The organism is Candidatus Eremiobacterota bacterium, from assembly GCA_031082125.1.
In the GTDB taxonomy this organism is placed as follows: Bacteria; Vulcanimicrobiota; CADAWZ01; order CADAWZ01; family Ess09-12; genus Ess09-12.
In genome coordinates, this window is record JAVHLM010000010.1 from 81367 (window position 1) to 107246 (window position 25880).

A 25880-nucleotide genomic window follows, 5' to 3' on the forward strand; every position below is an offset into this window, starting at 1 on the left:
TAAATTCCTATCGGATGATCAGGCAGGGCTCTCTTGCCTCGCAGTCAGTGCCCGGATCACCATTTCAGCCTTACAGACATTTTCCCGAGGGATGTCAGCTCGATATGGCACTCCTCCGTGAGAATGCCTTCGAGGGATCGTACAAGCATCTTTTTCATGAGCTCCCTCAGGAGGCTCTCGTCCTCGCTCTCTTTTCTGAAGCCGGGAAAGAGCACGGGGGGAGTGATATTCTCAGAGGTGGAGAGGGAGAGCAGCGTTTTTTTCGCCCTTTCGTCAAGGGAGGCAATGTCATCCTTGAGCCTCAGCAGGGCATCCTCAACAAGCTTGCAGGCCTCATCGCCTTTCAGGGATAGTTTCCCCCCGCCGGGGACTCTTACCTTGACGGCAGCGGTCCCGCCTATCTTTGCCGCCAGGGGCTCGCGGTAGATGAGGAAGAGAAAGCAGAGTACTGTTGCAGGGATAGCGATGCTGCATATCCTGATAACAAAATCCAGCATAAGCTCAAGCTGCGGATCCATCAAGAATCACCTCCATAACCAGGGGAGCTGCCGGGTCTCCAAAAAGCCGGGGAAGCTGCCGGGTTTCTCATGATAATAAAGTGATTCGCCGGGGAGAGATGGTTTCCATCCAGAGAGCGAGAACTCCCGGCTTTTGAAAGCCTGCCAAAATATTAACACTTTGCTAATGTCAAGGCACCGCTTTCCATGGTAGAATTATCGTGGCATGAGAGGGCGGCGGGTCTCCCCTGGTGAAACTGCCGTCAACATGCCGGAAGGAAGGCCGGAAATGAGATATATAAGCGTCTGCCTGCTTTTCATACTGCTTCTTGCCTCCCCGCTCTGGGCCGATACTTCGGAGCAGCAGAGAATCGCTCTTTCAGATCAGATGATGAAGGATATCCACAGGACTTATGGGTCTACGTCTGATATTCCCGAAGAGTGGCCCCTCACGCAGGTCTTCAGGAATCTCGTGGCCCATGCAGGCCGCAAGAATATAAACTACCGGCTGAGAGTCGTGGACAGCTCAAGAATAAATGCCTATGCCCTGCCCGACGGGAGAATCGTATTTTTCTCCGAGCTCATCAAGTCGCTGCCTACCGATGATATGGCCCCCCTTGCCTGGGTGGCCGCCCATGAGATCTCCCATATCGAGATGCGCCATGGAGAAAAGCAGATGACGCGCTCCCTCGCTTCCGGTATTCTGCTGTCGCTGGTGCTGGGAAGGGCCAGCGGCTGGGTGCAGGCTGTCGGGGGCATAAGCTATGGGCTCCTGATGTCGGGATATTCCAGGGTTGATGAATACGAGGCAGACAGGAAGGCCCTGGAGCTCATGAGGGCATCGGGGTATGACCCCAATGGGGCCCTTACGACCCTCAGGCTCTTCCAGGACCTGGAAGGCAGGAGAAGAGGCATGCGCGTATTCCCCACCCATCCACGGGCCGGTGACCGCATGAGCAGCGTCGTGGCCTGGATGCAGGGCAGCGGCGTCGCCGTGAGCGGCGCAGGCGGCCAGGGCGCCGGAGCGCCTGCGGGCGGCCAGGGGCAGCAGGTGACGACCTTCTCTCTCGATCCGATAGACCTCACCCTCGATCCCCCCAGGCCCCTCGAAAGGGAAAGGACGGTCAACACCGCCATTGTCCCCGCCGGGCAGTAAAACAGTAATCTGGCCCTGCTCCTGGGCGCTCCTCATTCCTCGCCGCGGGGGGAGAGATCAAGGTTCTCCACCTCGGAGTACAGGCCTACTTCCTCGATAACGGAGGGATCGAGCCTTTCGAGCTCCCCGATGAAGGCCGTGACCACCCCGGGATCAAAGAGCGTTCCCGAGCCCTCCTTCAGGATGGCAATGGACTTCTCCCAGGTGAAGCCCTCCTTGTAAGGGCGGTCTGTCACGAGGGCATCGTAGACATCGGCCACGGAGATTATCCTTGAGATAAGGGGAATCTCCTCACCTTTCAGGCCGTCAGGATAGCCCCTGCCGTCCCACTGCTCATGGTGGTGCCTCACGTAAGGCGCTATATGGGAGAAGGCCTCGATGCACTCGAGGAGCTCGGCGCCTGTGGCGGGATGGCCCTTTATGGCCTCGAACTCGTCTTCGTCGAGCTTGGCGCTCTTGTGGAGCACCGAGAGCCTCACGCCGATTTTCCCTATGTCATGGAAAAATGCGGCGAGCCTCAGGTCCTCTTTCCCCTTTTCATCGAGGCCGCAGGCGTCGCCCACAAGGCGGCAATATTTCGCAACCCGCTCGGTGTGGCCCTTGGTATAGGGATCCTTTGCTTCAAGGGCGAAGGCGAGGGAATAGATAAGCTCAAGGTGAAAAGCCTGGAGCTTCCTGAGGGAGAGAAGGAGGAGGCGGGCTGCCCTTCTGGTCCTGTCAAGGAAATAGGCCATCACCGATGCTACAAAACCCACAGCAGTGATGTAAAGCATGTTCCACTGCGTGAGGGATGTCGGCTCATGAGGATAGAGGGTGAAGATGATAAGGTAAAGGGAGAAGGCGCCGCCTATGATGCCTGCAGGGAAATAGGCGAGGCTCGCCGCTGCCGGCGACTCCCAGAAAGGTGAGTGCCCTTTCCTCAAAAATGCCAGTATTTTCTCGGCAAGGGGGCTAACGAGAAATATCACGAAACCGATAAAGAGCCCCTGGCACAGCGAGGACACTATTCTCATGGGCTCACCGCGCAGCGCAAAGATGGAGAACCCCACGAGCAGGCCGAGCAGGAGCCCGGCGGCAAGGGCATAGAGAAGGGCGCTCAGGGCCTGGTGCCTCTCCTGGCCGAAAAGAAGGTAGAATCTTCTCATGGTGCCGATTCTCTTCGCGGTGCCGGTAATCTCAAAAGCGGCGTCGAAATCCCTTTCCTGGCGGTCAAGGAAGCCTTCAGGCTCAATCATGGAGCGGATCTCCCCGGGGGTGGGCAGGGTAAAGGAGCCGGGATCTCCTATCAGACCTGACAGGTGCTTCACCACCTCGCCGTCAAACTGGCTTCCTGAAAGATCAACAAGCTCCTGGAGGGCTTCCTCGGCAGTCCTTGCCTTCCTGAAGGGCGTGTCGGTGGTCATGGAGTCAAAGGCCTCGGCGGCGATTATGATCCGGGAGCCCAGGGGCACCTTGTCGCCGGGGACCTTCTTGTAGCCTTTCCCGTCAGACCTCTCGTGGTGGAACTGGATGAGCTTGATGATGGTGGTGAACTCCCTGAGAGGCTTCAGGATTTTTTTGGCGATGTCGGGGTGGCTTTTCAGCACTTTCCATTCTTCCCCGGTGAGGGGCTCCTCCTTGAGGAGTATTTTTTCGCTTATCCCGATTTTCCCGATGTCATGGAGGAGGGCCGCCCTCGCGATAGTGCGCTGAAGGTCGTCATCGAGGCCCATCCTTTTTGCCGTGCCAAGGGCATACCAGGCCACTCTCTCGCTGTGGCCCCTGTTGTAGGGCTCGATGACGTCAAGGCTGCTGTTGAGCGATATGACAATCTGCCGGTATTCCCTTTCAAGGAGCTCCATGGAGTTCCTGATGAGGTCCTGGACCCTTGCGTGGCCTTCGAGAAAAAGGCCGATTGCCACCGTGGAGATGGTGATGCCGAGAACCCAGGTGAAATGGGCGCCCCCGAGCCTGAACACAAAGAGCTCCGCCATGACGCCGGCAAGGGTGCTCCCTGCGGGGAAGACCACCAGGTGCACCAGGGTGCGCTTCACCACGTCTCTCCTGAAGCGGCTGATGAGCCTGTCAGAGAGGTAGATGATAAGGGCCAGGCAGGCGCCCACGAAGGCACCTGCCGTGAGTATGACGGGAACACGGACAAGGCTGAAAAGGGAGTATGAGACAAAAAAGGCGATAATAAGGGAGGTCGCCCATGAGAGGAGGAAAAAGTCGGCGGCCCGCTTCCACGACTCCCCTGCGGGGCCCTTGAAAAGGGAGCTCAGGCTTTTTCGTTTCATAATAAGAAAAGAAATTCGCCGGAAGGCGCAGGATACCATTCAGGCCGTGGAATAAAAGGATTTGCCGTGGAGGCCGGATAAAATAACAGGTCCTGTGAAGGTCCTGGTGACGTGGAGGTGGAGGAGAGATGGCCATTGAAGTTTCGGTGTTCCAGGGGAGCGCCCTTGAGGTGAAGGGCATGGCGGCCCTTGTCATCCCTGCAAACAGGCAGCTCTCGCTGGGCTGGGGCTCCCACCTGTCGGAGCTGGTGAGAAAGGAGGCAGGAAGCGCCATCGAGAGAGAGGCTCTCGAGGCTCACCCCGGCGGCATTGCCCTGGGCGAAGCGGTGCTTACCGGCGCCGGCAGCCTCAGGAACTTCACCCATATAATCCATGCCGCGGTGCTTGACAAGTATGACTTCAACCCCCTTTTCCTGCTCCGGCTCAAGGAGCGGACCAGCAGGGACGTCCTCGCCAGGGCCGTGCACTCATCGCTCGAAGCGGCTGCGAAAGCCGGCATAGGGAGCCTGGTCTTCACCCCCATGGGCGCCGGTATCGGCGGCATGGCTGACGGTGCATGCGCTGTCGTAATGCGCGATGCCATCAGGGCCTTTGATCAATCAACGCCTGAGTCACCTGTGAGGAATTTAGTGATTGCGTGCCTTGGCGAAAAGACTGCCGGCGTCTTCAGGAAGGCTTTTGCGTAGGTCCGCCCCTGCCGTCCACGCTTTTTGCCTTCCGGAATGCCGAGACAAGCATACTGATGGCGACGATAAGGAGCACAAGGCTGATGAGGCCATTGTGGAAAATGAAGGCAAGGATGATAAGCATTATCGGCACGAACAGGGACGGTTTTTTCCCCTTTGCGCTCCCGGGCTCTGATGGTGCCGGGCTCTGTACAGAAGGCTGATCCGTGAAGCCGGCCTGAGGCGCTCCCTGATGAATCCCCGGGAAATCGGGCACCGGCAGTCCCGGTGCGTGGCCCTCATGAGAGTCAGGGAGCGGCGGGGGGCCCTGGGCAGGGTCCCCGTAGGCATCATGAGGCAAGGGAGGCAGGCCCGGTAGTGGCGGCAGACCCTTCAATGCCTGAGGGCTTGAGGGCTGCGGCGTGAAGGAGGGTGCAGGAGGGCTCCCTGGTGCAGTGCCAGGCGGCGGCAGCGGCGCCATTACCTGAATTGGCGATGAGCCTGCCAGGGGCGCGCCGCATCCGTCACAGAATTTTGCCGCGCCGTCGCAGGACTTTCCGCAGGAAGGGCAGCGGCTGTGGGAATCCATCGGTGCGCCGCAGTGGGAACAGAATTTCGCATCGGGAGCATTTGCCCCCCTGCATCGATTGCACTCCATGCCAGGGCCTCCTTGTCAGCGTGCTTCTGAGTATAACGTCTAATTCATCTCCCCATGGACAACTCCTTCAAGGGCCTCCTCGGCCCGTCATCCCAAAATGTTAATATTCCGGCAACAATCCGGCAATAAACGGCATATAAGTTTACGAAGATCCTCTTTATCCAGGCAGGTCCATGGGGCATAATAAAAGTGGAGGGTACCATGACAGTAAACGTATATAATTTCTATGCAAAGCCTCAGATTAATCCTGAAATCACGGCGTCCATTGAGAAGTACAGAAAGAGTAACGCCATCAAAGTGCTGGTGAGCTTTTTTTCCCGGAAGGTGACGCTGAATACCACCTCGCTCACGGCGGCATTGTCGCTGGTGATAAGCCTTCTCACCGCTTTTTCACTGGTCTATACCGCAGGCGTCTGCCCCATCGTGGCGCTTTTTCTCTTCACGAGCCTCCTCCTTGAATTGAGCCTGTTCCACCAGTTCGCCCTTTTATGGACACAGGATTTCAAGAGGCAGGAGCAGGTCAGAGAGGACGCTCGGTAGCGCCCATCTGGCTTTCTATCGCCTGTGCCTTTTCCTCGGTTTTTATAATGCGGTGCAATTCCTTTGGATCAAGCTTTTTCTCCTGCACTTTCAACCTGTTGTCAAGGGCATAGAGCTTGCTTTCAAGCTGTGAAACCCGGTCTCTCAGAAGATCGAAGTCGCGTTTGCTTATTGCCATGGCTTTACCTCCTCAGGAACTTGCCTTTTCAGGGGCAGCAGAAGATCTCCCTTTTCTCCCACTCGGCGTTGTTGTTCTTGTGCACAGCGGGGAGAAAGCTCTTGAGCTTGTTGAGCCCTACAGCCTCGCTGGGAATGTCGTCATTGAGCACTTTCGTATGGATGGCCTTGAAAAAGTAGAACCAGTCCGGGTGAAGATCGCATGTGAGATCCAGATCGTCGGTTTCCACAATGAGCTTCTTGTGGGGGTACTCCTCGATCCACTCCTCGTAGGCTTTTGAGAGCATCTCAAGATAGTCCCGCTGTATTCCTTTTTCCATTGAGCGCTGTCGTTTTCCGATCCTGTACATCAGCGTGTCCACCGAGGCTCTCAGGTAAATCATCAGATCGGGCGGCTGGAGTATGCGGCAGAGGAGCTTGTAATGGGGAAGGTACGTCAGGTTGTAATCGTCGTGATCCAGCACATTGCGCTGGTAGAGCACCTTGGCGAAGATCCCGTCTTCATAAATGCAGCGGTCTGCTACAAGGTCCCTTCCGCTCTGCACCGAGGAGTAGTGCTTGTTGAACCTGTCCCATAGGAAGAAGGCCTGGGCCTTGAAGGCGTATTCCAGGGGATTGGCGTAGAACTTTTCAAGATAGGGATGGCCTACTACCGTCTCAAAAAGGGGCTCAAAGCCGGTAATCTGCGAATAGATGCGGGTTACTGTTGATTTTCCGGCACCGATTGGACCTGCCACTACTATGAACATTGTCTCACCTCATTTATACAAATGATATCCATGAGAAATACAAAGCATCTACATCATTCTGGTAACATTGTAAGGAGTTTTCGCTTGCGGACTAATTTTGCAGTATGTGCCCTGCAGCTTGAAAGATAAAATTCCTCCCGGACCAGCAATTTCCTGCAGAATATCTTTCAAATCAGAAATATATTTTACGCCATTTTTCCCATGAACAAAGGGTTTTTTTGAAAGAAATTCTGCTTTGGGGCAAAGCCTGCCCGGATGTTCCATGCCATGAGGGAATAGGAGGGGGTAAGGGCCTTCCCGGCCATTTCGCCTATTTCTTCCAGAATTTCCAGTCTTTCTTTTCAACAGGTGCTGCCGTCGTCCTGTTGAGGTACCACCACCAGTGCTCCCTGGGAGGGTCATTGATTATCTGATACTGCTTGAAGTTCTGGTGGCCCACCTCGTTGACGAACTGCTGGGCGCTCTTTCTGAGGACATTGTCAAGGGTCACCACCTTTCTCCACTGATCGCGCAGGTCAATATCCTGCATGGAGAGCTCTGTCATGAGCTCCTGCACCTCGTCGCGGTAATTCATCAGAAGGCTTGCCGAGAGGCCGTTTTTGCCGATGTTCATGACCAGGCGCTCATATTCAAAGAGCACTTCTTCCAGGTATTCCAGTGATTCCTTCAGGTCTTCATTGTCCATTGGATATCCTGCTCTCTTTGCCCAGACTGCCTTTAAAGACGTTCCCGGCCCTTTCCTTCAGGACAGCCTCGCAGAGGGCCAGGTCGCCCGCCGTGGTGAGCTTGAGGTTCTCGTGGCGGGCCTGCACCATGACCACCTTCCCCCCGAAATGCTCGACAATACTGGCGTCATCGGTGGTCCTCAGGGATTCTCTCGCAGCTTTTTCGTAGGCCTCCATGATTTTTTCAAGCCTGAAGACCTGGGGAGTGAAAGCGCTCCAGTATTCTTCGCGGTGTGGAGTTCCAATGATGACGCCGTTTCTTCCCACATGCTTTATCGTGTCCCTGAGGGGTGATCCAAGCACGGCCCCGTCGGCATCATGGGCCGCCTCTATGGTGGCGAGAAGGTCTTCCTCTGAGAGAAGGGGGCGCGCCCCGTCGTGAATGGCCACAAATTCTGTTTCCCCCCCGAGGGCCCTCAGCATGGCAAGCACGGAATCCTGGCGCTCTTCGCCGCCTTCCACTATGTGCTTCACCTTGGCAAGGCCCCACCTGCTGCAGAGCTCACTGAGGGGCTCTTTCTCATCGCGGTGGCATGCCACGACGAGGGAGACAATCTCTGCGCTTTTCTCAAATACCTCAAGGGTATGGATCAGCACGGGCTTCCCGCAGAGAGGAAGGAGGAGCTTGTTGCGGCCCAGGCGCATGCGGCTCCCCTTTCCTGCGGCAGGTATCAGAGCGGTAACGCCCATGGCCTACTCCTTGCCCTGTGAGCTGTCTTCTTTTTCTGCATCGGCAGGTCTCATAAGCTTTGCGAATATCATTTTCCCTGCCACTGTCTGCAGAGAGCTTGTTACCTCTATCAGGCTCATTTCCCCTATATGCCGCCTTGCTCCCTCTACCACTACCATCGTGCCGTCCTCGAGGTACGCGACACCCTGGCCGTGCTCCTTGCCCTCCTTGATGATTCTCACTTTCATGGTTTCGCCGGGGAGCATGATGGGCTTCACGGCGTTTGCGAGCTCGTTGATGTTCAGGATGTTGATTTCCTGCAGTGATGCCAGCTTGTTCAGGTTGTAGTCTGTCGTGACGATTGTCGCCTTCACCTCGTTGGCGAGCTTTATCAGCTTGCTGTCCACGCCGGGCTCGTTGTAGTCCTTCTCCAGGATCTGGATGCCGAAGTCCTTCCTGAGGGTGTTGAGCATGTCCAGGCCTCTCCTGCCGCGGTTTCTTTTCTGGGAGTCCGATGAGTCGGCTATCTGTTGGAGCTCCCGGAGCACAAAGCGCGGTATCACTATAGTGCCCTCGATGAAGCCTGTCTTGGTGATATCGGCGATTCTTCCGTCAATGATCACGCTTGTGTCAAGGACCTTGTAATTTTTCCCCCAGATGAGATCGGAGCTCTGCACGGTGGTGCCCATAAGGGTGTTGAGATTCCCCGCAAAGGACATCCTCGTGCCGAAGAACACGCCGATATAGCTGAAGAATATGGCGATCAGTATGTTGATGAGGGGGGTGAGGTATTCGCCAACCCAGGGGATGCTGGAAAAGGGTATGGCAGTGAGGGGCAGAGTAATGAGGTACGATAGGATAAGCCCTATTATGAGTCCGAATGATCCCACAAGGATCTGCGGCAGGGAAGATTTCTGCAGGTGCACGATAACCTTCTCTATCGCCTTGAGAAAGAGATTGGCAAAAAAGGGAGACACGGCAAGCCCCATCAGGAAGCCCAGGCAGATGAAGGCGAAAGCGTTCACCTTCAGGGCCTCGGGGGGGAGCAGCTTGAAGTATGTCACTGTCTCTGCGGAGAGCTTCCAGCCTATATTGCTGCCAAAGAGACCAAAAATGGCGTAAAAGAGTAATCTCACGAATTTTTCCATAATTTCACCTCCTTTCCCTGTGCCCCTATTCCAGGGCTTTTTCTATGCCGCCCCTTATCAGCTCGACGGCGTGGAGCTTTATTGATGAAGGCATCGGCGAGTCAGCGTTGAGATTGTGCGGTGAGAGAAGGCATTCCTTGAAGCCGAGCCTTTCCGCCTCTATGATCCTCCTGTCGCTGTGGCTTGCCCCCCTTATTTCGCCCCCCAGCCCCACTTCCCCGAAAGCCACGAGGCCCGGCCTGAGGGGCTTGTTCTTGAGGCTCGAGGCAATGGCAAGAGCAAGGCCCAGGTCCACGGCAGGCTCGTCAATCTCCATGCCTCCCACGACATTGACAAAGACGTCGGAGGCGCCAAGGCCCAGCGATGCTCTTTTCTCCAGCACGGCGATGACCAGTGCAAGCCTGTTTATATCGATTCCCTTGGCCCTGCGTGTGGGAACTGCATAGTTCGCCTTTGCCACGAGGGCCTGGAGCTCCACAAGGATTGCCCTCGTGCCTTCCATGACAGGGATTATGATGGAGCCTGCCACGGCGCGGCTCCTCTGGGCAAGGAAATAGGCAGAGGGGTTCTTGAGGCCCCTGAGGCCCAGGCTCCCCATCTCGAAAATACCCACTTCATTGGTGGAGCCGAAACGGTTTTTCACCGACTTGATGATTCTGAAGTTCTGGATGCCCTCGCCTTCAAAGGAGAGGACCGTGTCCACGAGGTGCTCCAGGACCCTGGGGCCGGCGAGCATTCCATCCTTTGTCACGTGGCCCACGATGACCAGGGTGATTCCTATCGATTTGGCAATCCTCACCAGGGCTGCCGCACATTCTCTGACCTGCGTCACGCTCCCCGGCGCCCCGTCAAGCTCAGGGCGGTAAATGGTCTGGATCGAATCAACAAGCACAAGGACCGGCTTGATGGCTTCAATCTGTGCCGCGATGCTTTCAAGGTTCACTTCAGGCAGTATATAGATATTGTCGGGGGCAATCTGGAGCCTCACTGACCTGAGCTTGACCTGCGCTGACGACTCTTCGCCTGTCACATAGAGCACCGTGCCGGTCTTTGTCGATACTCCATGGGCGAGCTGCAGGAGCAGCGTAGACTTGCCGATTCCCGGGGGGCCTCCCACCAGCACGACGGACCCCGGCACCAGGCCGCCGCCAAGGACCCTGTCGAACTCCTCTATATGGGTGAGCATCCTGGTTTCCAGGCTTGTCTCTATCTCCTTAAGGAGCTCCGGTTCTCCCCGGGCCGCCGGGAAGAGCCCTTTTGCGGGGAGCGGCGCTGCCAGCTCCTCTATAAAGGTGTTCCAGTTCCCGCAGTCGGGGCACTTTCCCTGCCACTTTACGGCGATGGCGCCGCATTCCTGGCAGACGAACCGTGATTTTGGCTTACCCATAAAAGTTCCTTATAAGCCTTTTCTTCACCCTCGATGAAAAGGGCGGCCGCCGGCCGCCCTGTCACTCAGGCATCCTGCGGTTCCTCTTTCTTGTCCTCCGGCGGCGGCGGCGGTACTGCCTCTTTCTTGCCGAAGCTCAGCTTCGCTTTATCCTCAGGATTGAGGTCAATCAGCACAGTATCTCCCTCTTTAAAGCTGTTCCTGATGAACTCCTCGGCAAGGGGATCCTCCACGAGGCGCTGAATGGCCCTGCGAAGAGGCCTCGCGCCGAAGACGGGATCAAATCCCTCTTTGGCGAGGAGCTCCTTGCTTTCCTGGGAGTATTCCATGAAGCGCCCCTGGGCCTCGATTTCCTTCTTCACGCGGCCCATCATGAGATCCACGATGTCCTTGATCTCATTCTCCGAGAGGTGGTGGAAGACGATAACCTCGTCAAGCCTGTTGATGAATTCGGGCTTGAAGATCTTTTTCACCTCGTCGAGGATCTTCTTCTTCATTCTCTCGTACTTCACATCTGCCGAGCCTTCGTCCTTGACGGTGCGGAAGCCCATCTCGGTGGTTTCCATGGTGCCCGAGGTGCCGATGTTGCTTGTCATGATGATGACGGTATTCTTGAAGTTCACGATCCTGCCCTGGGAATCGGTAAGGCGGCCGTCTTCAAGCACCTGGAGCAGGATGTTGAATACATCAGGATGGGCCTTTTCAATTTCGTCGAGGAGGATGACGCAATAAGGCTTTCTTCTTACTGCCTCGGTGAGCTGGCCGCCCTCTTCAAATCCCACGTAGCCTGGAGGTGCGCCTACGAGGCGCGAGACGGCGAATTTTTCCATATACTCGGACATGTCGATTCTTACAAGGGAGTCCTCGTCATCAAAGATGAACTCGGCAAGGGCCTTGGCAAGCTCCGTCTTGCCGATGCCGGTGGGGCCGAGGAACAGGAAGGTGCCCACCGGCTTCTTGGCGTCCTGGAGGCCGGCACGGGCCCGGCGTATCGATTTCGAGATGATATTGATAGGCTCATCCTGGCCGATGACTCTCTTGTGGATATCCTTTTCCATGTTCAGAAGCTTCATGGACTCTGCCTCGGCAAGCTTGGTGACGGGGATTTTTGTCCACTGGGAGACAATGTAGGCTATCTCCTCCTCGGTCACCATGTTTATCCTGTCACCCTTGTTGTTCTTCTTCTCCTGCCAGTCCTTCTCGAGCTCCTCCTTCTTTTTGCGGAGCTTTTCCTCTTCCTCCCTGAACTTGGCGGCCTTTTCATATTCCTGGGCCTTGATGACTATCTCTTTCTCCTCGCGGATCTTGCGGAGCTTCTGTTCCACCTGCCGGAGCTCCACGGGGGGGAGCGTTGACTGGAGCCTCACACGCGAGGCTGATTCGTCCATGACATCGATGGCCTTATCAGGGAGGAACCTGTCGCTGATATAGCGGTCGGCCAGCTTTGCGGCAATGACAAGGGCCTCGTCGGTGATGCGCACCTTGTGATGGGCCTCGTACCTGTCGCGGAGGCCCTTCAGGATATCTATCGTTTCTTCAACGGTAGGCTCGTTCACGGTGATGGGCTGGAACCTTCTCTCGAGGGCCGCGTCCTTCTCGATATACTTTCTGTACTCGTCGAGGGTCGTGGCGCCTATGCACTGGAGCTCGCCCCTTGAGAGGGAAGGCTTCAGTATGTTTGAGGCATCGATTGCCCCCTCGGCGGCACCGGCGCCCACTATGGTGTGAAGCTCGTCAACAAAGAGAATAATCTCTCCTGCGGCGGCACGGATCTCCTCCATCACTCTCTTGAGGCGCTCCTCGAATTCGCCGCGGTATTTCGTGCCCGCAACGAGGCCCGCAAGGTCAAGGGCTATCACCCGCTTATCCCTGAGGAGCTCGGGGACGTCGGATTCCACTATTCTCTGCGAAAGCCCCTCGACGATGGCAGTCTTTCCCACGCCAGGCTCGCCGATGAGGGCGGGGTTGTTCTTGGTTCTCCGGGAGAGCACCTGGATGACCCGCTCAATTTCCTGGTGGCGGCCTATACAGGGATCAAGCTTCTTCTCCCTGGCGAGCTGGGTGAGGTCTCTTCCGTACTGGTCGAGAGTCGGTGTTCTTGTCCTCTCCTTGGAGGGCGACGGCGATGTCTCCACGCCCAGGAGCTTGGTGATCTCGGCCCTTATCTTTGTAGGCTCCACGCCCAGGTTGGTGAGAACCCTGGCGGCAACTCCTTCACCTTCCCTGATAAGGCCCAGCAGCAGGTGCTCCGTCCCTATGTAGTTATGGGTAAGGCTCCTTGCCTCCTCGAAGGCAAGCTCTATGACCCTCTTCGCCCTTGGGGTGAACACCATCTCCTGCGAGGAGGTCTTCCCTCCTTTACCTACAAGCGATTCCACCTCCTGGCGTACTTTCTGAAGGCTTATGCCGAGGTTTTCAAGCACTTTGGCAGCTACGCTCTCCCCCTCGCTGATGATGCCAAGGAGCAGGTGCTCTGTGCCAATATAATTATTTCCCAGTCTCTGTGCTTCTTCCTGGGCAAGTACTATGGACCGGCGCGCACGTTCAGTGAATGGTTCCCACATTGATGGCTTTGACCTCCTTCATTTATGAATCCAGTAAGACTTTTCTCCCTCATGTAAGGCCGTCATCCCCGAAAAAGGGGCCTGATGGTATGAGTTTTCGACGGTAAAAGGACTATTCCTCCAGCAAAATAGTAAGCCTTCCTGAAATAAAAGATGCATAAAAAGGGGAAGAGATGCCTTGAAAATGGGATCCCTGCCCAGGGGCCGGGAGCAGGTGAGAGTATTGATGAGGAGGAAAATTATGGCGCCAATAAGAATGTAATTGATAAGGCAAGAAAATCCCTTCCCTTAAGGGAAAATGAATCTGTGACAGGAGCTCTTCATGTGCGGTATTATCGGCTACATCGGGAAAAAGGAAACGGTGCCCATTCTGATTGAGGGCCTGAGCAAGCTTGAATACAGGGGATATGACTCTGCCGGCGTGGTCGTCGTCAGAGAGGGCAGTCTTCATGAGATAAAAAGCGTAGGGAAACTCGAGAAGCTCGAGAAAAAGCTCCAGGGAGCCACCCCCTCGGGCTCACCGGGCATAGGCCACACCAGGTGGGCTACCCATGGGAAGCCATCGGATATCAATGCCCACCCTCATCTCGACTGCTCAAGAACAATAGCGCTTGTTCACAACGGTATTATTGAGAATTATCTTGAGCTCAAGGAGTCCCTTGCCAGGGAGGGCCACCGCTTTCTCTCCGACACCGACACGGAGGTGCTGGTTCATCTCATAGAAAAGTATTATGGCTCTTCCCTTGAAGAGGCAGTGTGCCGCACTCTTCAGGAGGTGAGAGGGGCATATGCGCTGGCGATTATAAGCGTGAGGGAGCCTGAAAAGATTGTTATCGCAAGGAAAGAGAGCCCTCTCGTGGTGGGAATCGGTAAAGGGGAAAATTTCGTTGCCTCCGATGTGCCGGCTTTTCTCTCCCACACCAGAGAGGTAGTCCTTTTGAATGACGGCGAGGTGGGCGTCCTGACAGAAAAGGGCTTGAAGCTCATGACAATTGAGGGAACGCCTGTTGAGAGGAAAAGCATTATTGTCCTGTGGGATGCCATGATGGCCGAGAAAGCGGGCCACAAGCATTTCATGCTGAAGGAAATCTATGAGCAGCCCTCAAGCATCAGCAGCACCCTCAAGGGCCGCTTCCATGGCTCCAGGATAGTCCTGCCTGAAGCGGAGCTTACCAGGGAGGTCATAGAAGGAATAAGGAAGATCACCATTGTAGCCTGCGGCACTGCATACCATGCCGGCCTCATCGGGAAGTATGTCATCGAAGAGATGACAGGCATACCCGTGGAAGTGGATGTGGCATCGGAATATCGTTACCGCAACCCCATTGTGCTGGAAGGGACGCTCTTTGTGGCCATAAGCCAGTCGGGGGAGACAGCCGACACCCTTGCCGCGGTGAAAGAGGCCAGGGTGAAGGGAGCCCACCCAATCGCAGTCACTAATGTGGTAGGAAGCTCAATCACCCGCGAGGTCCGTGGCGTGATTTACACCAGGGCGGGCCTGGAGATAGGCGTAGCCGCCACGAAAACCTTCACGGCCCAGGTGCTCACGATGTACCTTCTCGGCTTTTATCTCGCCCAGGAGAAGGGGCTCATTGATGAGAAGGAAAGGACAAGGCTGATCGGCGAGTTGGAGGCGATCCCATCCCTTATGGAGGTCCTCCTGAAGCAGAGCCACAAGGTGAAGCTTGTGGCAAGGCGTTTCCAGAAGTGCCGTGATTTTCTTTTCCTCGGCCGCAATGTCAATTTCCCCGTGGCCCTTGAAGGAGCCCTCAAGCTCAAGGAGATTTCCTATATCCACGCGGAGGGATACGCAGCGGGAGAAATGAAGCACGGGCCCATCGCCCTTGTTGACCGCATGTGCCCCGTAGTGGTGGTGATGACCAGGAACCAGGTCTATGAGAAAATAATAGGGAACGTCAAGGAGGTGGCCGCCCGTGATGCCTTCGTAATAGGCATCGCCACCGAGGGCGATGACAAGACCGCCGAGTACCTCGATCATATGCTCACCGTGCCGGAGACGGACCCTTTGATCTCGCCCCTTCTCTCCATCATTCCCCTGCAGCTTCTCTCCTATCACATTGCCGACGTGAAAGGATGCGACGTGGATCAGCCGAGAAACCTGGCAAAAAGTGTAACCGTCGAATAGTGCCCGGAATGTTCCGCGCCTGAGAGGAATTTGGCTGCAAAGGTCGTATGATTTATGTTATAATAGAGAAGGATTCCCTTCCTTACACCATCATGCTGCAGGGAGACCAGAGATGCCTGTCTATAAATATACCGCTCAGACCAAGGAAGGCCAGATGGTGGGCGGCACTATTGAAGCAGTGAATCTCAACCTTGCCATTGACACCCTCACGGCAAGCAAGCTCAAAATCCTCGAGATAAAGCCTCTCAGCTTCGATCCCTTTGCCTGGATGCGCAATATGGGCGGCATAAGCCGCGAAGCTGTGGTGCTTATGACGAGAAGGCTCGGCGCGATGCTCAAGGCAGGTCTTCCTGTGGCAAGGGCGATGCAGGTGCTCCACGACCAGGAATCGGACAGGAAGCTGAAAGCAGTGCTGATGAACGTCCTCCATGACATCCGCGTGGGCTCAACGCTCTCATGGTCCCTCGGCAAGCATCCGCAGGTCTTCGGCTGCCTTTTCATCAGTATGGTGAAAGTGGGGGAGACCACCGGCGATCTTTCCCTCATGCTTGACAAGCTTTCAGATTTCCTGGAGCGTGACCTCGCTGTGCGCAAGCAGGCACAGTCTGCCATGGCGTACCCCATGTTCGTGCTTGTCTTCTGTCTCGGCACGGTGGCGGGAATATTCCTCTACGTGCTTCCCCAGATATTCCAGGTTTTCACTGAGCTGGCCACGGAGCTCCCGCTTCCCACGAAGATCATGCTCTTTATCATCACCACTTTGAAAAATCCCTATGTACAGCTTGCCAGTATTCTCGGCGGCATCTATTATTTCATCTATTTCAGGGACTACATCAAGACCGCTGAGGGCAAGTTCAGGTTTGACAGGCTGAAAGTGACGATTCCGCTGCTGGGGGGCTTGAATAAGAAGCTCATCATCGCCAATTTCTGCCGGGCCCTGGGCGTGCTTCTCTCGACAGGCATCCCCATCCTGAGGGCCATCGAGATCCTCGTGGAGTTCATGGAAAACGACTTTTTCCGCCAGATCGTGCTGAAGCCGATGTATGAAGAGATCAAAGAGGGGAGCAGCGTGACGCAGGCAATCCACAACCAGGCCTCATTCTTCCCTCTTATGACCATCAATATGATAGCCGTCGGTGAGAATACCGGCGAGATGCCCCAGATGCTCAACAAGATATCGCATTTCTATGACGGCGAGATTGTCTATGCCGTTGAGACGTTCCTGAACCTCCTGGAGCCTCTGATGATATGCTTTATGGGCCTTGTGGTGTGCTTCGTGCTGCTCTCGATATTCCTTCCCCTTTACTCCATCATCCTGAACCTGGGATAGGCCCCGCTCAGGCTGACCTGGAGATTTTCCCGGCGCTCTTTTTAGGCGTGATATCCTGGGGCTTTTCCTTCTCGACATGCTCGCGGTACTGCATAAATTTTATTATATCAATGAATACTGCCCTTGCAAGGGTCACCACGTACTGGCTCTCGAGGGATTTCAGTATATCAAGCTGGCAGAGGAGGTATTCGCCCTTGCCTTCCTTGCAGATCCCCACAAGGGTGCCCCGCGCTCCTGTCTGCCGGTGGTAGGTGGTAATCATGGGAACGTCCACAGGCTTGTTGTTCACGGTGAAATAGATGTGATCCGGTGAGAAGGGAAAGATGTTTTTCTCAAGCTCCGCTATTTTCGTGCGTTTCCATATCGATGGCTTTATCGTGAAGGAGATGTCCTCGTCAAATTTCTTGAGGGGCATGAAATTCGGCGCCACGGGCATGGAAGTGATGCTTTCCATGCCGTGGGGAAGGACGATGACTCTCCCTCCTTCTTCCACGTAGGCCTTGAGGAGGTAGAGATCCTTCTTAATCGTGCTGCTTGCCTGGTTCTCTATGATCACGACCCGGGGAAGCTCCTGCCCCTTCTTCCTCTCAAGCAGGTTTCGCTCCTCGCTGATGAGCTCAACAGAGAAGGGCACCACGGGAACCCTCATGGCGGTGAGGGCCTTGGAAAGCGCCTTGCCCTCGCTTGATTCAATGACAATGATCTCCTGGGAGAAAGGCTTTCTGGAGAGCACGAACTTCATGTAGCGGTATATGAAATAGACAAGGGCCGATAAAAGGATTATCACTATGATTGAGAGCGGGGTCGAGAGGAACCGCACTTTTTCCAGAGGGGTCTCCTCCCGCTTGATGAGGAGCCTCGGGACGAACCGGCCCTTGGCCTCGCCGAACTTCCATACCAGCGAGGGATCGACATACCCGAAGATATCTTTCGTGGGGATGTTGATCTCGAAGTTTGTGAGCTCGGCCTCCACTACCATTTTTCCATCAACACTCACTTCCATTGCCTGGAAGAAATAGAATGTCTTGCCGTCCTTGGTGAACTCATTGAAGTTCTTGAAGTAGCCGTCCACCTCTTTGTTGTTTCCCGGGTCAAAGTACCGTATCTTGTTGATATAATAGGTTTTCTTGTTCACCCAGATGGTGAATTCGCCCCGTATGGTGCTTCCGACATTCAGGACGTAACAGTCCTCGTCGTAGATCTTTTCAGAGCCTATGATATCGGCATAGTCCTCAGGAGTTCTCATCTTGAGGCAGAAGGGGAAGGCGAGGGCCAGGGCGTGCATGTCCTGCGTCACGTCGCCGGAAAAAGACATCGGCGTGCCCGGCGCCTCGGTGCTGCCTGGAGAAGCCGACAGGGAGGAGCTGGGAGTGAAATTATAGACTGAGGTGCTCTCTGACACAGTCGGCGATGGAGAGGAAGGCGAAGGGCCGCTTTCTGTCGGTGAAGGCGTGGAAGTGGCTCCGGGAGAAGCGGTGGGAGTGGGGGTAACGCCCGGCTGGAAGCCGGCAGGATAGACCGTGGAGAACTGTTCGCGGAGCACGAGCCCCACGCCATCCATACTGAAGAGGGACATTATCTTTTTATCGGGGGTCTCAAACATGAGGTTGAAATAATTCGGCTTGTAAAAGCTCACCTTGCCCTTGAAAGGCACGGTGCCCGGCTGGTTGCGCGTCTCGGGGAAGAACCTGTCCAGGTAGTATGGATCCTGTTTCAGAATGATGATATCGGCCTGGAAGTTATTGACCGAGAGGGTCTTCTCATAGACCTTGTCCATTATCTGGCCGGCATTCTCAGCGGGCAGAACCTGGTGGGGCGCTGCGAGGCAGAGGCAGGCGAGGGCGAGGAATATCAGTAGATAATGCTTTTTCAAGGATAGTGCTCCTTCCTTTTTTGGGTCAATGCATGGTCTTTTTTTCTGTCTATGGGCAAGAATCGTATTTTCCTCTTCTGACTTTATTGTAATAAAGAACTCTTCTTCATGTCAATCAGTCGCGGGGAGCGAAAATTTTCTTCAAAACCTTATCGTGATTCCTCCGTAATATTTATTTACCCAGTACCTGTCGAAATTATCCCGGTACCAGCCGGCGGTGACATCAAGCGACGCTGCCGCGGTGCCGGTGATCTGTGCCCCGTATGAGCTGTTGAGGGTCTCCAGGTTCGTGTAGAAATTTGAGACATCGTTGTCAATGCAGTTTATTCTCTTTCCCGTGGCACCCGAGAGCTGGAGGGAAAGAGAAGGGGAGAGGGCCAGGTCTATCTTTTCCTGGACAGCCGTCCCCAGTCTTGAATCGCTGGCATTTGCAAAATACACTTTCGTGGTAAATCGCATGGCTCCCGGAGGGGTGTAATAAAGCCTGAGGCTTGTCTGGTTCACGTGATAAAAGGGGAGGGCTGCGGAGTAGAAGCCTAAGCCTGCGGCAAGCTGAGGATCCATCCTGTAAAAAACCTCGCCCCCCACGATTTCACTGAGAAGAGAGAGAGAGTTGCTCATGAAAAAATAGTCGGCCTGGTACGAGATGCGGTCGTTGTAAACGAAGTATCCTCCCATGGTATGGAATTCCTCCTTGTAGGAGCCTCCGAGAAAGCCGTATGGCATGTGATAATGGAGGGACTGGTAGCCGAACCACACCTTGTTGAAGCGGGGAAGGTTCACCGTGAGATAGGAGGCCAGGATGTCCGATGTCTCCCCTGTGCTGTAATAAGAGCTGGTATAAAAATTGAGGAGCTTCACCGAGATCTCTTCGGCCTGGCATACCCCTGCCGTATTGGCGATCAGAAAGACAAGCGTGAGTAAACAGGCAGCCGCAGTGCCTGATGAGATCCCGGAAAGCAATGATTTGCCGTCGGTGCGGGCAGATTGTCTGTTGCTCATATCAGGAGTTAAATGTTGTACATTTTTTCCCCGAGTCCTCCTTTACCGCTTTTTCACGCCTACATAGCCTCCCGTGCGCTTCCTGAGGCGCGTGCCCGTTATGGAGGCCCGCAGGATGGTGAATTCCCCGTACCGGTCGTTGATCCTGTCAAGAGCCTCCAGCAGGAAATGGGCCTTGCGCTCGTCGTCAAAGAGGGGGAGGGGGCGGTACTCCTTCACCAGGCTGCTTACACTGACGCCTATCATTCTCACGGCCCCCCGGAAGGCCAGGCTTTCCATGATGGCGCAGGCTTCGGTGTAGATGCGGTAGCCGTCATCTATGTAATCTCCTATGGTGCGCTGCCGTCGGTGTGAAAAGAAGTCAAAGGCTCTCAAGGTCAGCGTGATGGTTTTTCCCGCATAGTGCTGAGCCCTGAGGCGCCTTCCCACCTGTTCCGAGAGCCTCAGGAGCGTTCTTTTCACCTCCTCCAGGTCTTCCAGGTCGCGGGGAAAGGTATAGTGGTGGCCCATCGATTTGTAAGGGGGGCTCTCGTAGTAAGGCAGCACCGGGCTCGAGTCTTCTCCCAGGCTCATTCTGTGAAGCACATGGCCTGTAATTCCGAAGCGCCTCACGAGGTGCTCCACAGGGGCGGCGCGCAGTTTCTCTATCGTGTCGATCCCTGCGTCGATGAGGCGCTTCTCCATGCGCTCCCCTATCCCGCAGAGGTCTGAAAGCTTCATCCTGCCGAGGAGAGCGCCTATCTCCCCTTTCTCCACCATAACGAGCCCGTCGGGTTTTTTCAGCTCCGAGGCAAGCTTCGCGATGATTTTTGACGGCCCTATGCCGATGGAGCAGCGGATCCATTCTCCTATCTCTTCCCGGAGCCTTCTTTTTATCCCAAGGGCCACCTCCAGGCTTCCTCCGAAGCGCTCGCACGTGTCCGTGATGTCAAGGAAGGCCTCGTCTATACTGAAGAGCTCCAGGAGCGGCGTGTAATCCCGCAGTATCCTGAAGATGCGCGTGGTGAGCTCCATATACTTGTCCTGGTCGCCCTCGACGACGATGAGGCCCGGGCAGAGGCCCATGGCCTTCCCCAGGGGCATCCCCGATTTGACGCCGAATTTCTTGGCTTCTACCGAGGCGGCGGCGACGACGGTCCTGGAGGAGAGGCTCCCGCCTACGGCGATGGGGCGCCCCCTGAGGAGAGGATTGGCCTGCTGCTCCACGGTGGCGAAATAAGAATTCATGTCCGCATGGAGGATGATCCTTTCCCTGGGACCCATGCCCGACTCCCCCGCCCCACCCGCAGAAGTACCGGAGCTCATGGGACCTCCATAAGAGCAGGTCAGTATTTTCTTATTATGCCGACTACTTTCCCGCTGAGAGCAAGGCGCTCCCCGGGCTCTATATCCTGGTATGAGGGGTTGAGGGGATGGAGCACGAAGTCTCCTCCGGGACGGCGCACCAGCTTTTTTACCGTTGCCTCGCCCTCAATGAGCGCCACTACGATATCGCCGGGCAGGGCGTGGCGCTGGTGCCTTACCACCACGAGGTCACCGTCCTGGATCTCGGGGTCCATGCTGTCGCCCTTTACCTTGAGAAGGTAGAGCGGTGAATCGGCGCTTCCCCAGAAGGAGCCGTCAAGCGACACGAGGTCCTCCTTCTCTTCCACGGCAGCCATGGGAGTGCCGGCGGCAATCCTGCCGACGATGGGGAGCTGGCCTTCCGGGCTGTACGAGTTGTGGATATGGATCCCCCGTGAGCGCGAGTTCTCAACGGTGATGAGCTTCTTTCTCTCGAGGGCCTTGAGGTGCACCCTGACGGCATTAAGGGAGATGATGCGGAAATGGGATGCAATCTCCCTGATGGTGGGGGGATATCCTCTTTCCTCGGTAAACTGGAAGAGGAAGTCAAAAATCTCTTTCTGGCGGGGTGTGATGTTTTTGGTCACGTTTTTTTCCTTTCAGGATCTCCTTCTATTGTAAGATACAAATGTATCCTTGTCAAGGGATTACGGCGGAGAAATATGGCGTATTAGAATGAAATAAGAAGTATAAGTGAGAATTTATTATAATTTCGAATTCTATTTCACCGCTTCCGGATTCTTTTTTTCGTGCGAGATGTGGAAATTATTCTCTCCTCCGAGGAATAATTCAATTTGTGTCAAATTACTTAATACAGCCAGGGAGGAGGCCTGAGGGAGAGGCCAGGGCTTCCAATTGCCGGCAGGTGGAGAGGTATATGGCGGAAGACAAGAACAAGGAAGCAATGGACAGGCTTGAGATAAGCCTGAAAAGAGAGCTCAAGCGTGCTATCCGTTACAGGGAGTCTATCTCCATCATTCTGATCGAATGCCATATAGAAAATGACCAGTATCGCAAGAGCCTTTTTGTGCCCCTTTTCAAGCAGATTGCCGGCATCATCAGAAAAACCATAAGGGATGAGGATACGGAGATAATTCTCGGCAGGAACGTGCTGCTTATCCTCCCCATGACCTTTCTGGACGGCGCTCATACCGTGGCTCACAAGATAGCAAAAAAAGTGAAGGACTTCAAGTTCAAGGAAGCAGAAGGCCTGAGTGATTTCGCCTTGCATCTCCTCTTCGGTTTTGCGAACTTCCCCTATGACGGCTCGGAAAAAGGAGAGCTTCTCGAGGCGGCCCGCGCGAATCTCGCGGAGAGCCGTGAGAAGCTCAAGAACAAGATTTCCCGCCGGAGTGCCCCTGAAGAGTAGCTCCCGCAGTTATGCCCTCCCGTCAGATTCCGCGCCCTTTTCTCCATTGCCTTCCAGGTGATTTTCCTCTCCTGTCGGAGCAGTGTTTTCCTGAAGAGCGGCATCGGCTGCACCAGGAGGCTCCTCGGCCGGCGTGCCGCATTTGCTGCAGATCCCTTTGTCGGAGGGGACTGAATAACCGCATGCCCTGCATGTTTTGTCAGAACCGGGAGCCGCACCTTCTTTCTGGGGGTTGTAGCGGTATATGGAAAGAGACTGTGAATGCCGCGCCAGCAGGAACACCACGATCCAGAGGAACCCTATGAAGGGGAATATCGACAGCACAAGCCAGGGATTCCGGGAGAATGCAAGGGTGTCAAAAATGGCATGGCCGAGTGTGGCGAGAAAAAGTCCCCACAGCAGGAGAGAAGTCCTGTTCCTGCGGAACTTTGAGAGCCCGATGAAGTACCCCATGAGGGCTCCGTAGAGGGCATGGCCGGGAACGGTGATGAGAGCCCTGAGGATGCCTACTGCAATCCCCATGTTGAAAACGTAAAGGATGTTCTCGAAAGCGGCGAAGCCCAGCGATGCGGCGACGGTATAGACAATGCCGTCATAAGGCTCATCAAACTCCCATGATTTGTATATCCCTGAGATGATCACCGCGAATTTGCAGAGCTCTTCCACAAGGGCCACGGCAAAGAACATTGCGATGAAGAGGGACAGGAGGTTGAGGTTGCCCTCGCGGTACTTGAATACCGGCATCAGGATGAGCTCCATTATTATGGCTGGCAGGACGCTCACTATTCCAAAGGCAAAGACCTTGAACACGATCTTCTTGGGCTCGGGCTCATACCTGTCATAGAGATAAAACATGATTATGAGCGCGATCACAGGCGCGAGAGAGAGATATAAGAGCGTGTGCATAGTCCTGCTGTTATCCTGCTGTTATTGCTGAGGCGGGCTTTCTGCCTTGTTTTTTTTCTGCGGTTCTTCTGAAGGAGCAACGTGTGGCGTGGAGTCTTGTCCCGACGGCTCTTCTGTTGCCTGCACCGGCGACGGTACGGGCTCATTCCCTGTAGATGGCGGTCCGGTGCTCCCTTTCCTGAAGGGCTCCGGATTCGCTGAAGGCTCAATGAGAGGCTTTTCCAGATTCTCCTCGTTGATCCTCTCGGCCTCCGGATTTTCCTCGGGGTTTTCAGCCTCTCCGGGAGCGGGTTCCTCGACATCCGGGGATTCCCTGAGCGGCCTGCGGCTGCTTGAGGGGCTCTTTTCCGGCGACGAGGAGTTCTTTTCCTCTCTGGACGCTTTCCAGCTCTTCCAGTTGTTGCCTATGATGATGGTGAAGTCTTCATCGGCGCCCTCAGGGTTTTCCGTATTTTCTTCATACTCGATGGGACCGAGAAACTCCTCGAGGCTCTCGGCAATTTTCCTGTCCTTCATATGGCATATTATCCTTGTGGAATCATAGTCATTGCGGTCTGCATCGGAAATCCTGACGACCTTGAATCCCCTGTGCTCAATGATTTTTGCGAGCTCCGTGGCGAGGCCTTCGGTGCTGCTGCCATTGAGGACCCCTATGCGTATATCTGACGGCGGGAGTGAGCTGTCCCTCATCAGGAGCTTCTTTACCAGGAACTTCTTCTCATCCTCGTAGGGAACAATATAGCTCATCCCGTCAGCGGTGGCGCCGTCGTCTCCCTTGATGACGCCTGTTTTCATATTCGCCCTGTCAAAATCCTTGTAGAGCCTTCCCAGGTCTATGAGCTGCGCAATGGAGAGGTCGGTTTCTATGCCGTCTTTGAGCACTTTTGCAATTTTTTCCATCCGCATGATGTTGGCAGGCTTTTTCAGCTCTCTGATGAGGGCGTTGAGGACCTGCTGCTGCCTTCTGATTCTGCCCCAGTCACCTTCCTCATCATGGCGGAACCGGGCATATCCTACGGCCTGCTGGCCGTTCAGCACCTGCGGCCCCTTTTTCAGGTGCACATGGAGATTCCCCCAGTTGTCATCGTAGTCCATGTCCTTCATCACATCGACTTCAATTCCCCCGATGGCGTTCACGATATTCTCCGTGGATTTCACCTTCAGTATGATGTAGTGATCAACAGTGATGCCAAGGAAGTCCTCAATCACCTTTCTCGCTTTCTGCACTCCCCCGTAAGCATAAGCGGCATTTACCTTGTCGAAGCCATCTTCATCGGATATCTTGACCCAGGTGTCTCGGGGAATTGAGAGCATGTTGATCTGATCCGCCTTTGCATCGATTGAGAGGACGAATATGGTGTCAGATCGGGCATTTTTTGTATATAATATGCCTTTTTCATTGTAGTTATAGTCAATTCCCAGGCACAGAATGTTCATAGTCTCTTTTTCGCCGAAGGCTGTCTGGCCGGGACTTACTATGAATCTTATGCTGTCAACGATTGTTCCATGGGAGTCAGCGGGGGTGATGCTGTAAATGTAGGCAAAACCGGCGACAAGGACTCCAAAGGCCACGATAAAAGCCACAAGGAGAAAAAGAATGATGCGCTTGATGCTCGGTTTCCTCTTACTGAAACTGAGGTTTTCCAGCTTACCCATGAGGCCCCTCCTGGTCAGGTATCAAATACAGGCTTCGTTCACTGTGAAGACGGCAAGTGACCTTATTAATATTATAATAATTTTCATTCAATGAGAAAAGTCCTCTCATCATCTCCTTTTCGCCTCCGGCAGGGCTCCCCGGCCGGGAAGAGAAGTCTTACCATCATGCCCAGAGAACACCGCCGGAATTCTCCCCCTGGCAGGATTGCCCTGCAAAAGAGGCTCGGCCAGCACCTCCTCACAGACCCGTATTTCCTTGAGAGCATTGTAAAGGCGGCATCGCTGGGTTCCGATGACAGTATTCTTGAGATAGGGCCGGGGCCGGGAAACCTCACGAAACACCTCCTTGGTGCCGCGGCGAGGGTTGCAGCGGTAGAGCTCGACAGGCGCTTCGAGCCGGAGCTCCGGCGCCTCGAGCAAGGCGCACGGGGAAGGCTCGCCCTCTTTTTCACTGATATCCTGGCCTTTGATTTTTCTGCGCTCCCTGCACTCTGCCGGGGACCCTGGAAGGTTCTGGCCAATATACCTTATTACATTTCAACTCCCCTCATCGAAAAGCTCCTGGAGCACCAGGGCCTCTTTTCCCATATTTATCTCACCATTCAGAGGGAGCTTGCAGAGAGGATCTGCGCTCCCGGCGGTTCCCGCGACAGGGGGTCCTTCACGTTTTTCGTCGAGTATCATGCCGTGCCATCCCTGCTTATTCATATACCTGCCGCTGCCTTCACGCCTCCCCCTGAAGTCGACTCCTCACTTATAGGTCTCACCATCAGGGAGACCCCGCCCGCAGACTCCTCGCCCCGGCTCCTCTTCAGCATCATACGGAGGGCTTTTGCCCAGAGGAGGAAGGGGATCAAGAATTCCCTCAAAGGGATTCAGCCTGTCCCGGGTGATAGGATTCTCTCAGAAGTGCTTCGCTCCTGCGGCATCGATCCCATGGCCCGCCCTGAGACCCTTGCCCTGGCGGATTTCGACAGGCTCGCCTGCCTGCTGGAGAGAGGCGGGAAAACTCATGAATAAGTATAGCGGGACAAGGTTACGG

The 25880-nt window shown here is 55.0% G+C and carries 24 protein-coding genes; 7 read left to right on the plus strand and 17 right to left on the minus strand.

What is annotated here, in order from left to right; genetic code table 11:
- Positions 1–56: 56 nt before the first annotated feature.
- A complete protein-coding gene (locus RDV48_13115) occupies positions 57–518 on the minus strand; it encodes a hypothetical protein (GenBank protein ID MDQ7823731.1) in 462 nt (153 codons plus the stop codon).
- A 268-nt stretch (positions 519–786) separates the two neighbouring features.
- Here RDV48_13115 and RDV48_13120 point away from each other — a divergent pair, with 268 nt between their 5' ends.
- Entirely contained in the window at positions 787–1653 is an 867-nt protein-coding gene (locus RDV48_13120; GenBank protein MDQ7823732.1) for a M48 family metallopeptidase, read from the plus strand.
- A gap of 32 nt (positions 1654–1685) precedes the next feature.
- On the opposite strand, the gene RDV48_13125 is transcribed toward RDV48_13120, so the two are convergent.
- Positions 1686–3929: an HD domain-containing protein gene (locus RDV48_13125; GenBank protein ID MDQ7823733.1), complete on the minus strand. Its 2244-nt coding sequence runs from the start codon at positions 3927–3929 to the stop codon at positions 1686–1688.
- A gap of 128 nt (positions 3930–4057) precedes the next feature.
- Between RDV48_13125 and RDV48_13130 the strand changes: the two genes are divergently transcribed.
- Positions 4058–4615, plus strand: coding sequence for a macro domain-containing protein (locus RDV48_13130; GenBank protein ID MDQ7823734.1), 558 nt, complete (start codon positions 4058–4060; stop codon positions 4613–4615).
- On the opposite strand, the gene RDV48_13135 is transcribed toward RDV48_13130, so the two are convergent.
- The gene (locus RDV48_13135) at positions 4596–5252 is read right to left on the minus strand and encodes a zinc ribbon domain-containing protein (GenBank protein MDQ7823735.1); all 657 of its coding nucleotides are present in this window, start codon (positions 5250–5252) and stop codon (positions 4596–4598) included. The genes RDV48_13130 and RDV48_13135 overlap by 20 nt on opposite strands.
- Before the next feature lie 201 nt (positions 5253–5453).
- On the opposite strand from RDV48_13135, the gene RDV48_13140 reads away from it, so the two are divergent.
- Positions 5454–5792, plus strand: coding sequence for a hypothetical protein (locus RDV48_13140; GenBank protein ID MDQ7823736.1), 339 nt, complete (start codon positions 5454–5456; stop codon positions 5790–5792).
- Here RDV48_13140 and RDV48_13145 read toward each other — a convergent pair.
- The 8 genes from RDV48_13145 to RDV48_13180 all read right to left on the minus strand — a co-directional run bounded on the left by RDV48_13145 (position 5773) and on the right by RDV48_13180 (position 13212).
- Positions 5773–5970 (minus strand): hypothetical protein, encoded by a 198-nt coding sequence (locus RDV48_13145; protein ID MDQ7823737.1) that lies wholly within the window; start codon positions 5968–5970, stop codon positions 5773–5775. The genes RDV48_13140 and RDV48_13145 overlap by 20 nt on opposite strands.
- A 28-nt stretch (positions 5971–5998) precedes the next feature.
- A complete protein-coding gene (locus tag RDV48_13150) occupies positions 5999–6718 on the minus strand; it encodes a deoxynucleoside kinase (protein ID MDQ7823738.1) in 720 nt (239 codons plus the stop codon).
- A 48-nt stretch (positions 6719–6766) separates the two neighbouring features.
- On the minus strand, positions 6767–7063 hold the full coding sequence (locus RDV48_13155) for a hypothetical protein (GenBank protein ID MDQ7823739.1): 297 nt from the start codon (positions 7061–7063) through the stop codon (positions 6767–6769).
- Positions 7029–7403, minus strand: a complete 375-nt coding sequence (locus tag RDV48_13160) for a hypothetical protein (protein ID MDQ7823740.1) — start codon at positions 7401–7403, stop codon at positions 7029–7031. The genes RDV48_13155 and RDV48_13160 overlap by 35 nt, the downstream gene beginning before the upstream one ends.
- Positions 7393–8133 (minus strand): 2-C-methyl-D-erythritol 4-phosphate cytidylyltransferase, encoded by a 741-nt coding sequence (gene ispD / locus RDV48_13165; protein MDQ7823741.1) that lies wholly within the window; start codon positions 8131–8133, stop codon positions 7393–7395. The genes RDV48_13160 and ispD overlap by 11 nt, the downstream gene beginning before the upstream one ends.
- Before the next feature lie 3 nt (positions 8134–8136).
- Complete coding sequence (locus RDV48_13170; GenBank protein MDQ7823742.1) at positions 8137–9261, minus strand: TRAM domain-containing protein; 1125 nt, start codon at positions 9259–9261, stop codon at positions 8137–8139.
- A gap of 25 nt (positions 9262–9286) precedes the next feature.
- The gene (radA, locus tag RDV48_13175; protein MDQ7823743.1) at positions 9287–10648 is read right to left on the minus strand and encodes a DNA repair protein RadA; all 1362 of its coding nucleotides are present in this window, start codon (positions 10646–10648) and stop codon (positions 9287–9289) included.
- Between the two features lie 65 nt (positions 10649–10713).
- A complete protein-coding gene (locus tag RDV48_13180) occupies positions 10714–13212 on the minus strand; it encodes an ATP-dependent Clp protease ATP-binding subunit (protein ID MDQ7823744.1) in 2499 nt (832 codons plus the stop codon).
- 322 nt (positions 13213–13534) lie between these two features.
- Between RDV48_13180 and glmS the strand changes: the two genes are divergently transcribed.
- Positions 13535–15358 (plus strand): glutamine--fructose-6-phosphate transaminase (isomerizing), encoded by a 1824-nt coding sequence (gene glmS / locus RDV48_13185; protein MDQ7823745.1) that lies wholly within the window; start codon positions 13535–13537, stop codon positions 15356–15358.
- Positions 15359–15470: 112 nt separating this feature from the next.
- Positions 15471–16688: a type II secretion system F family protein gene (locus tag RDV48_13190; GenBank protein ID MDQ7823746.1), complete on the plus strand. Its 1218-nt coding sequence runs from the start codon at positions 15471–15473 to the stop codon at positions 16686–16688.
- Between the two features lie 7 nt (positions 16689–16695).
- Here the strand turns inward: RDV48_13190 and RDV48_13195 are convergent, their stop codons facing one another.
- The 4 genes from RDV48_13195 to lexA form a co-directional block, all read right to left on the minus strand.
- A complete protein-coding gene (locus RDV48_13195; protein ID MDQ7823747.1) occupies positions 16696–18561 on the minus strand; it encodes a hypothetical protein in 1866 nt (621 codons plus the stop codon).
- A gap of 141 nt (positions 18562–18702) precedes the next feature.
- Positions 18703–19563: a hypothetical protein gene (locus tag RDV48_13200; GenBank protein ID MDQ7823748.1), complete on the minus strand. Its 861-nt coding sequence runs from the start codon at positions 19561–19563 to the stop codon at positions 18703–18705.
- Between the two features lie 42 nt (positions 19564–19605).
- On the minus strand, positions 19606–20826 hold the full coding sequence (dinB, locus tag RDV48_13205) for a DNA polymerase IV (protein ID MDQ7823749.1): 1221 nt from the start codon (positions 20824–20826) through the stop codon (positions 19606–19608).
- Between the two features lie 62 nt (positions 20827–20888).
- A complete protein-coding gene (gene lexA, locus RDV48_13210) occupies positions 20889–21494 on the minus strand; it encodes a transcriptional repressor LexA (protein ID MDQ7823750.1) in 606 nt (201 codons plus the stop codon).
- Between the two features lie 290 nt (positions 21495–21784).
- On the opposite strand from lexA, the gene RDV48_13215 reads away from it, so the two are divergent.
- Positions 21785–22276 carry a diguanylate cyclase gene (locus tag RDV48_13215; GenBank protein ID MDQ7823751.1) on the plus strand — a complete coding sequence of 164 codons (492 nt, stop codon included), beginning with the start codon at positions 21785–21787 and terminating at the stop codon, positions 22274–22276.
- Between the two features lie 9 nt (positions 22277–22285).
- Here the strand turns inward: RDV48_13215 and RDV48_13220 are convergent, their stop codons facing one another.
- Both RDV48_13220 and RDV48_13225 read right to left on the minus strand, forming a co-directional pair.
- On the minus strand, positions 22286–23182 hold the full coding sequence (locus RDV48_13220; protein ID MDQ7823752.1) for a PrsW family glutamic-type intramembrane protease: 897 nt from the start codon (positions 23180–23182) through the stop codon (positions 22286–22288).
- 21 nt (positions 23183–23203) lie between these two features.
- Positions 23204–24838, minus strand: a complete 1635-nt coding sequence (locus tag RDV48_13225; protein MDQ7823753.1) for an LCP family protein — start codon at positions 24836–24838, stop codon at positions 23204–23206.
- Positions 24839–25003: 165 nt separating this feature from the next.
- Here RDV48_13225 and rsmA point away from each other — a divergent pair, with 165 nt between their 5' ends.
- A complete protein-coding gene (gene rsmA / locus RDV48_13230; GenBank protein MDQ7823754.1) occupies positions 25004–25858 on the plus strand; it encodes a 16S rRNA (adenine(1518)-N(6)/adenine(1519)-N(6))-dimethyltransferase RsmA in 855 nt (284 codons plus the stop codon).
- Positions 25859–25880 lie beyond the last annotated feature (22 nt).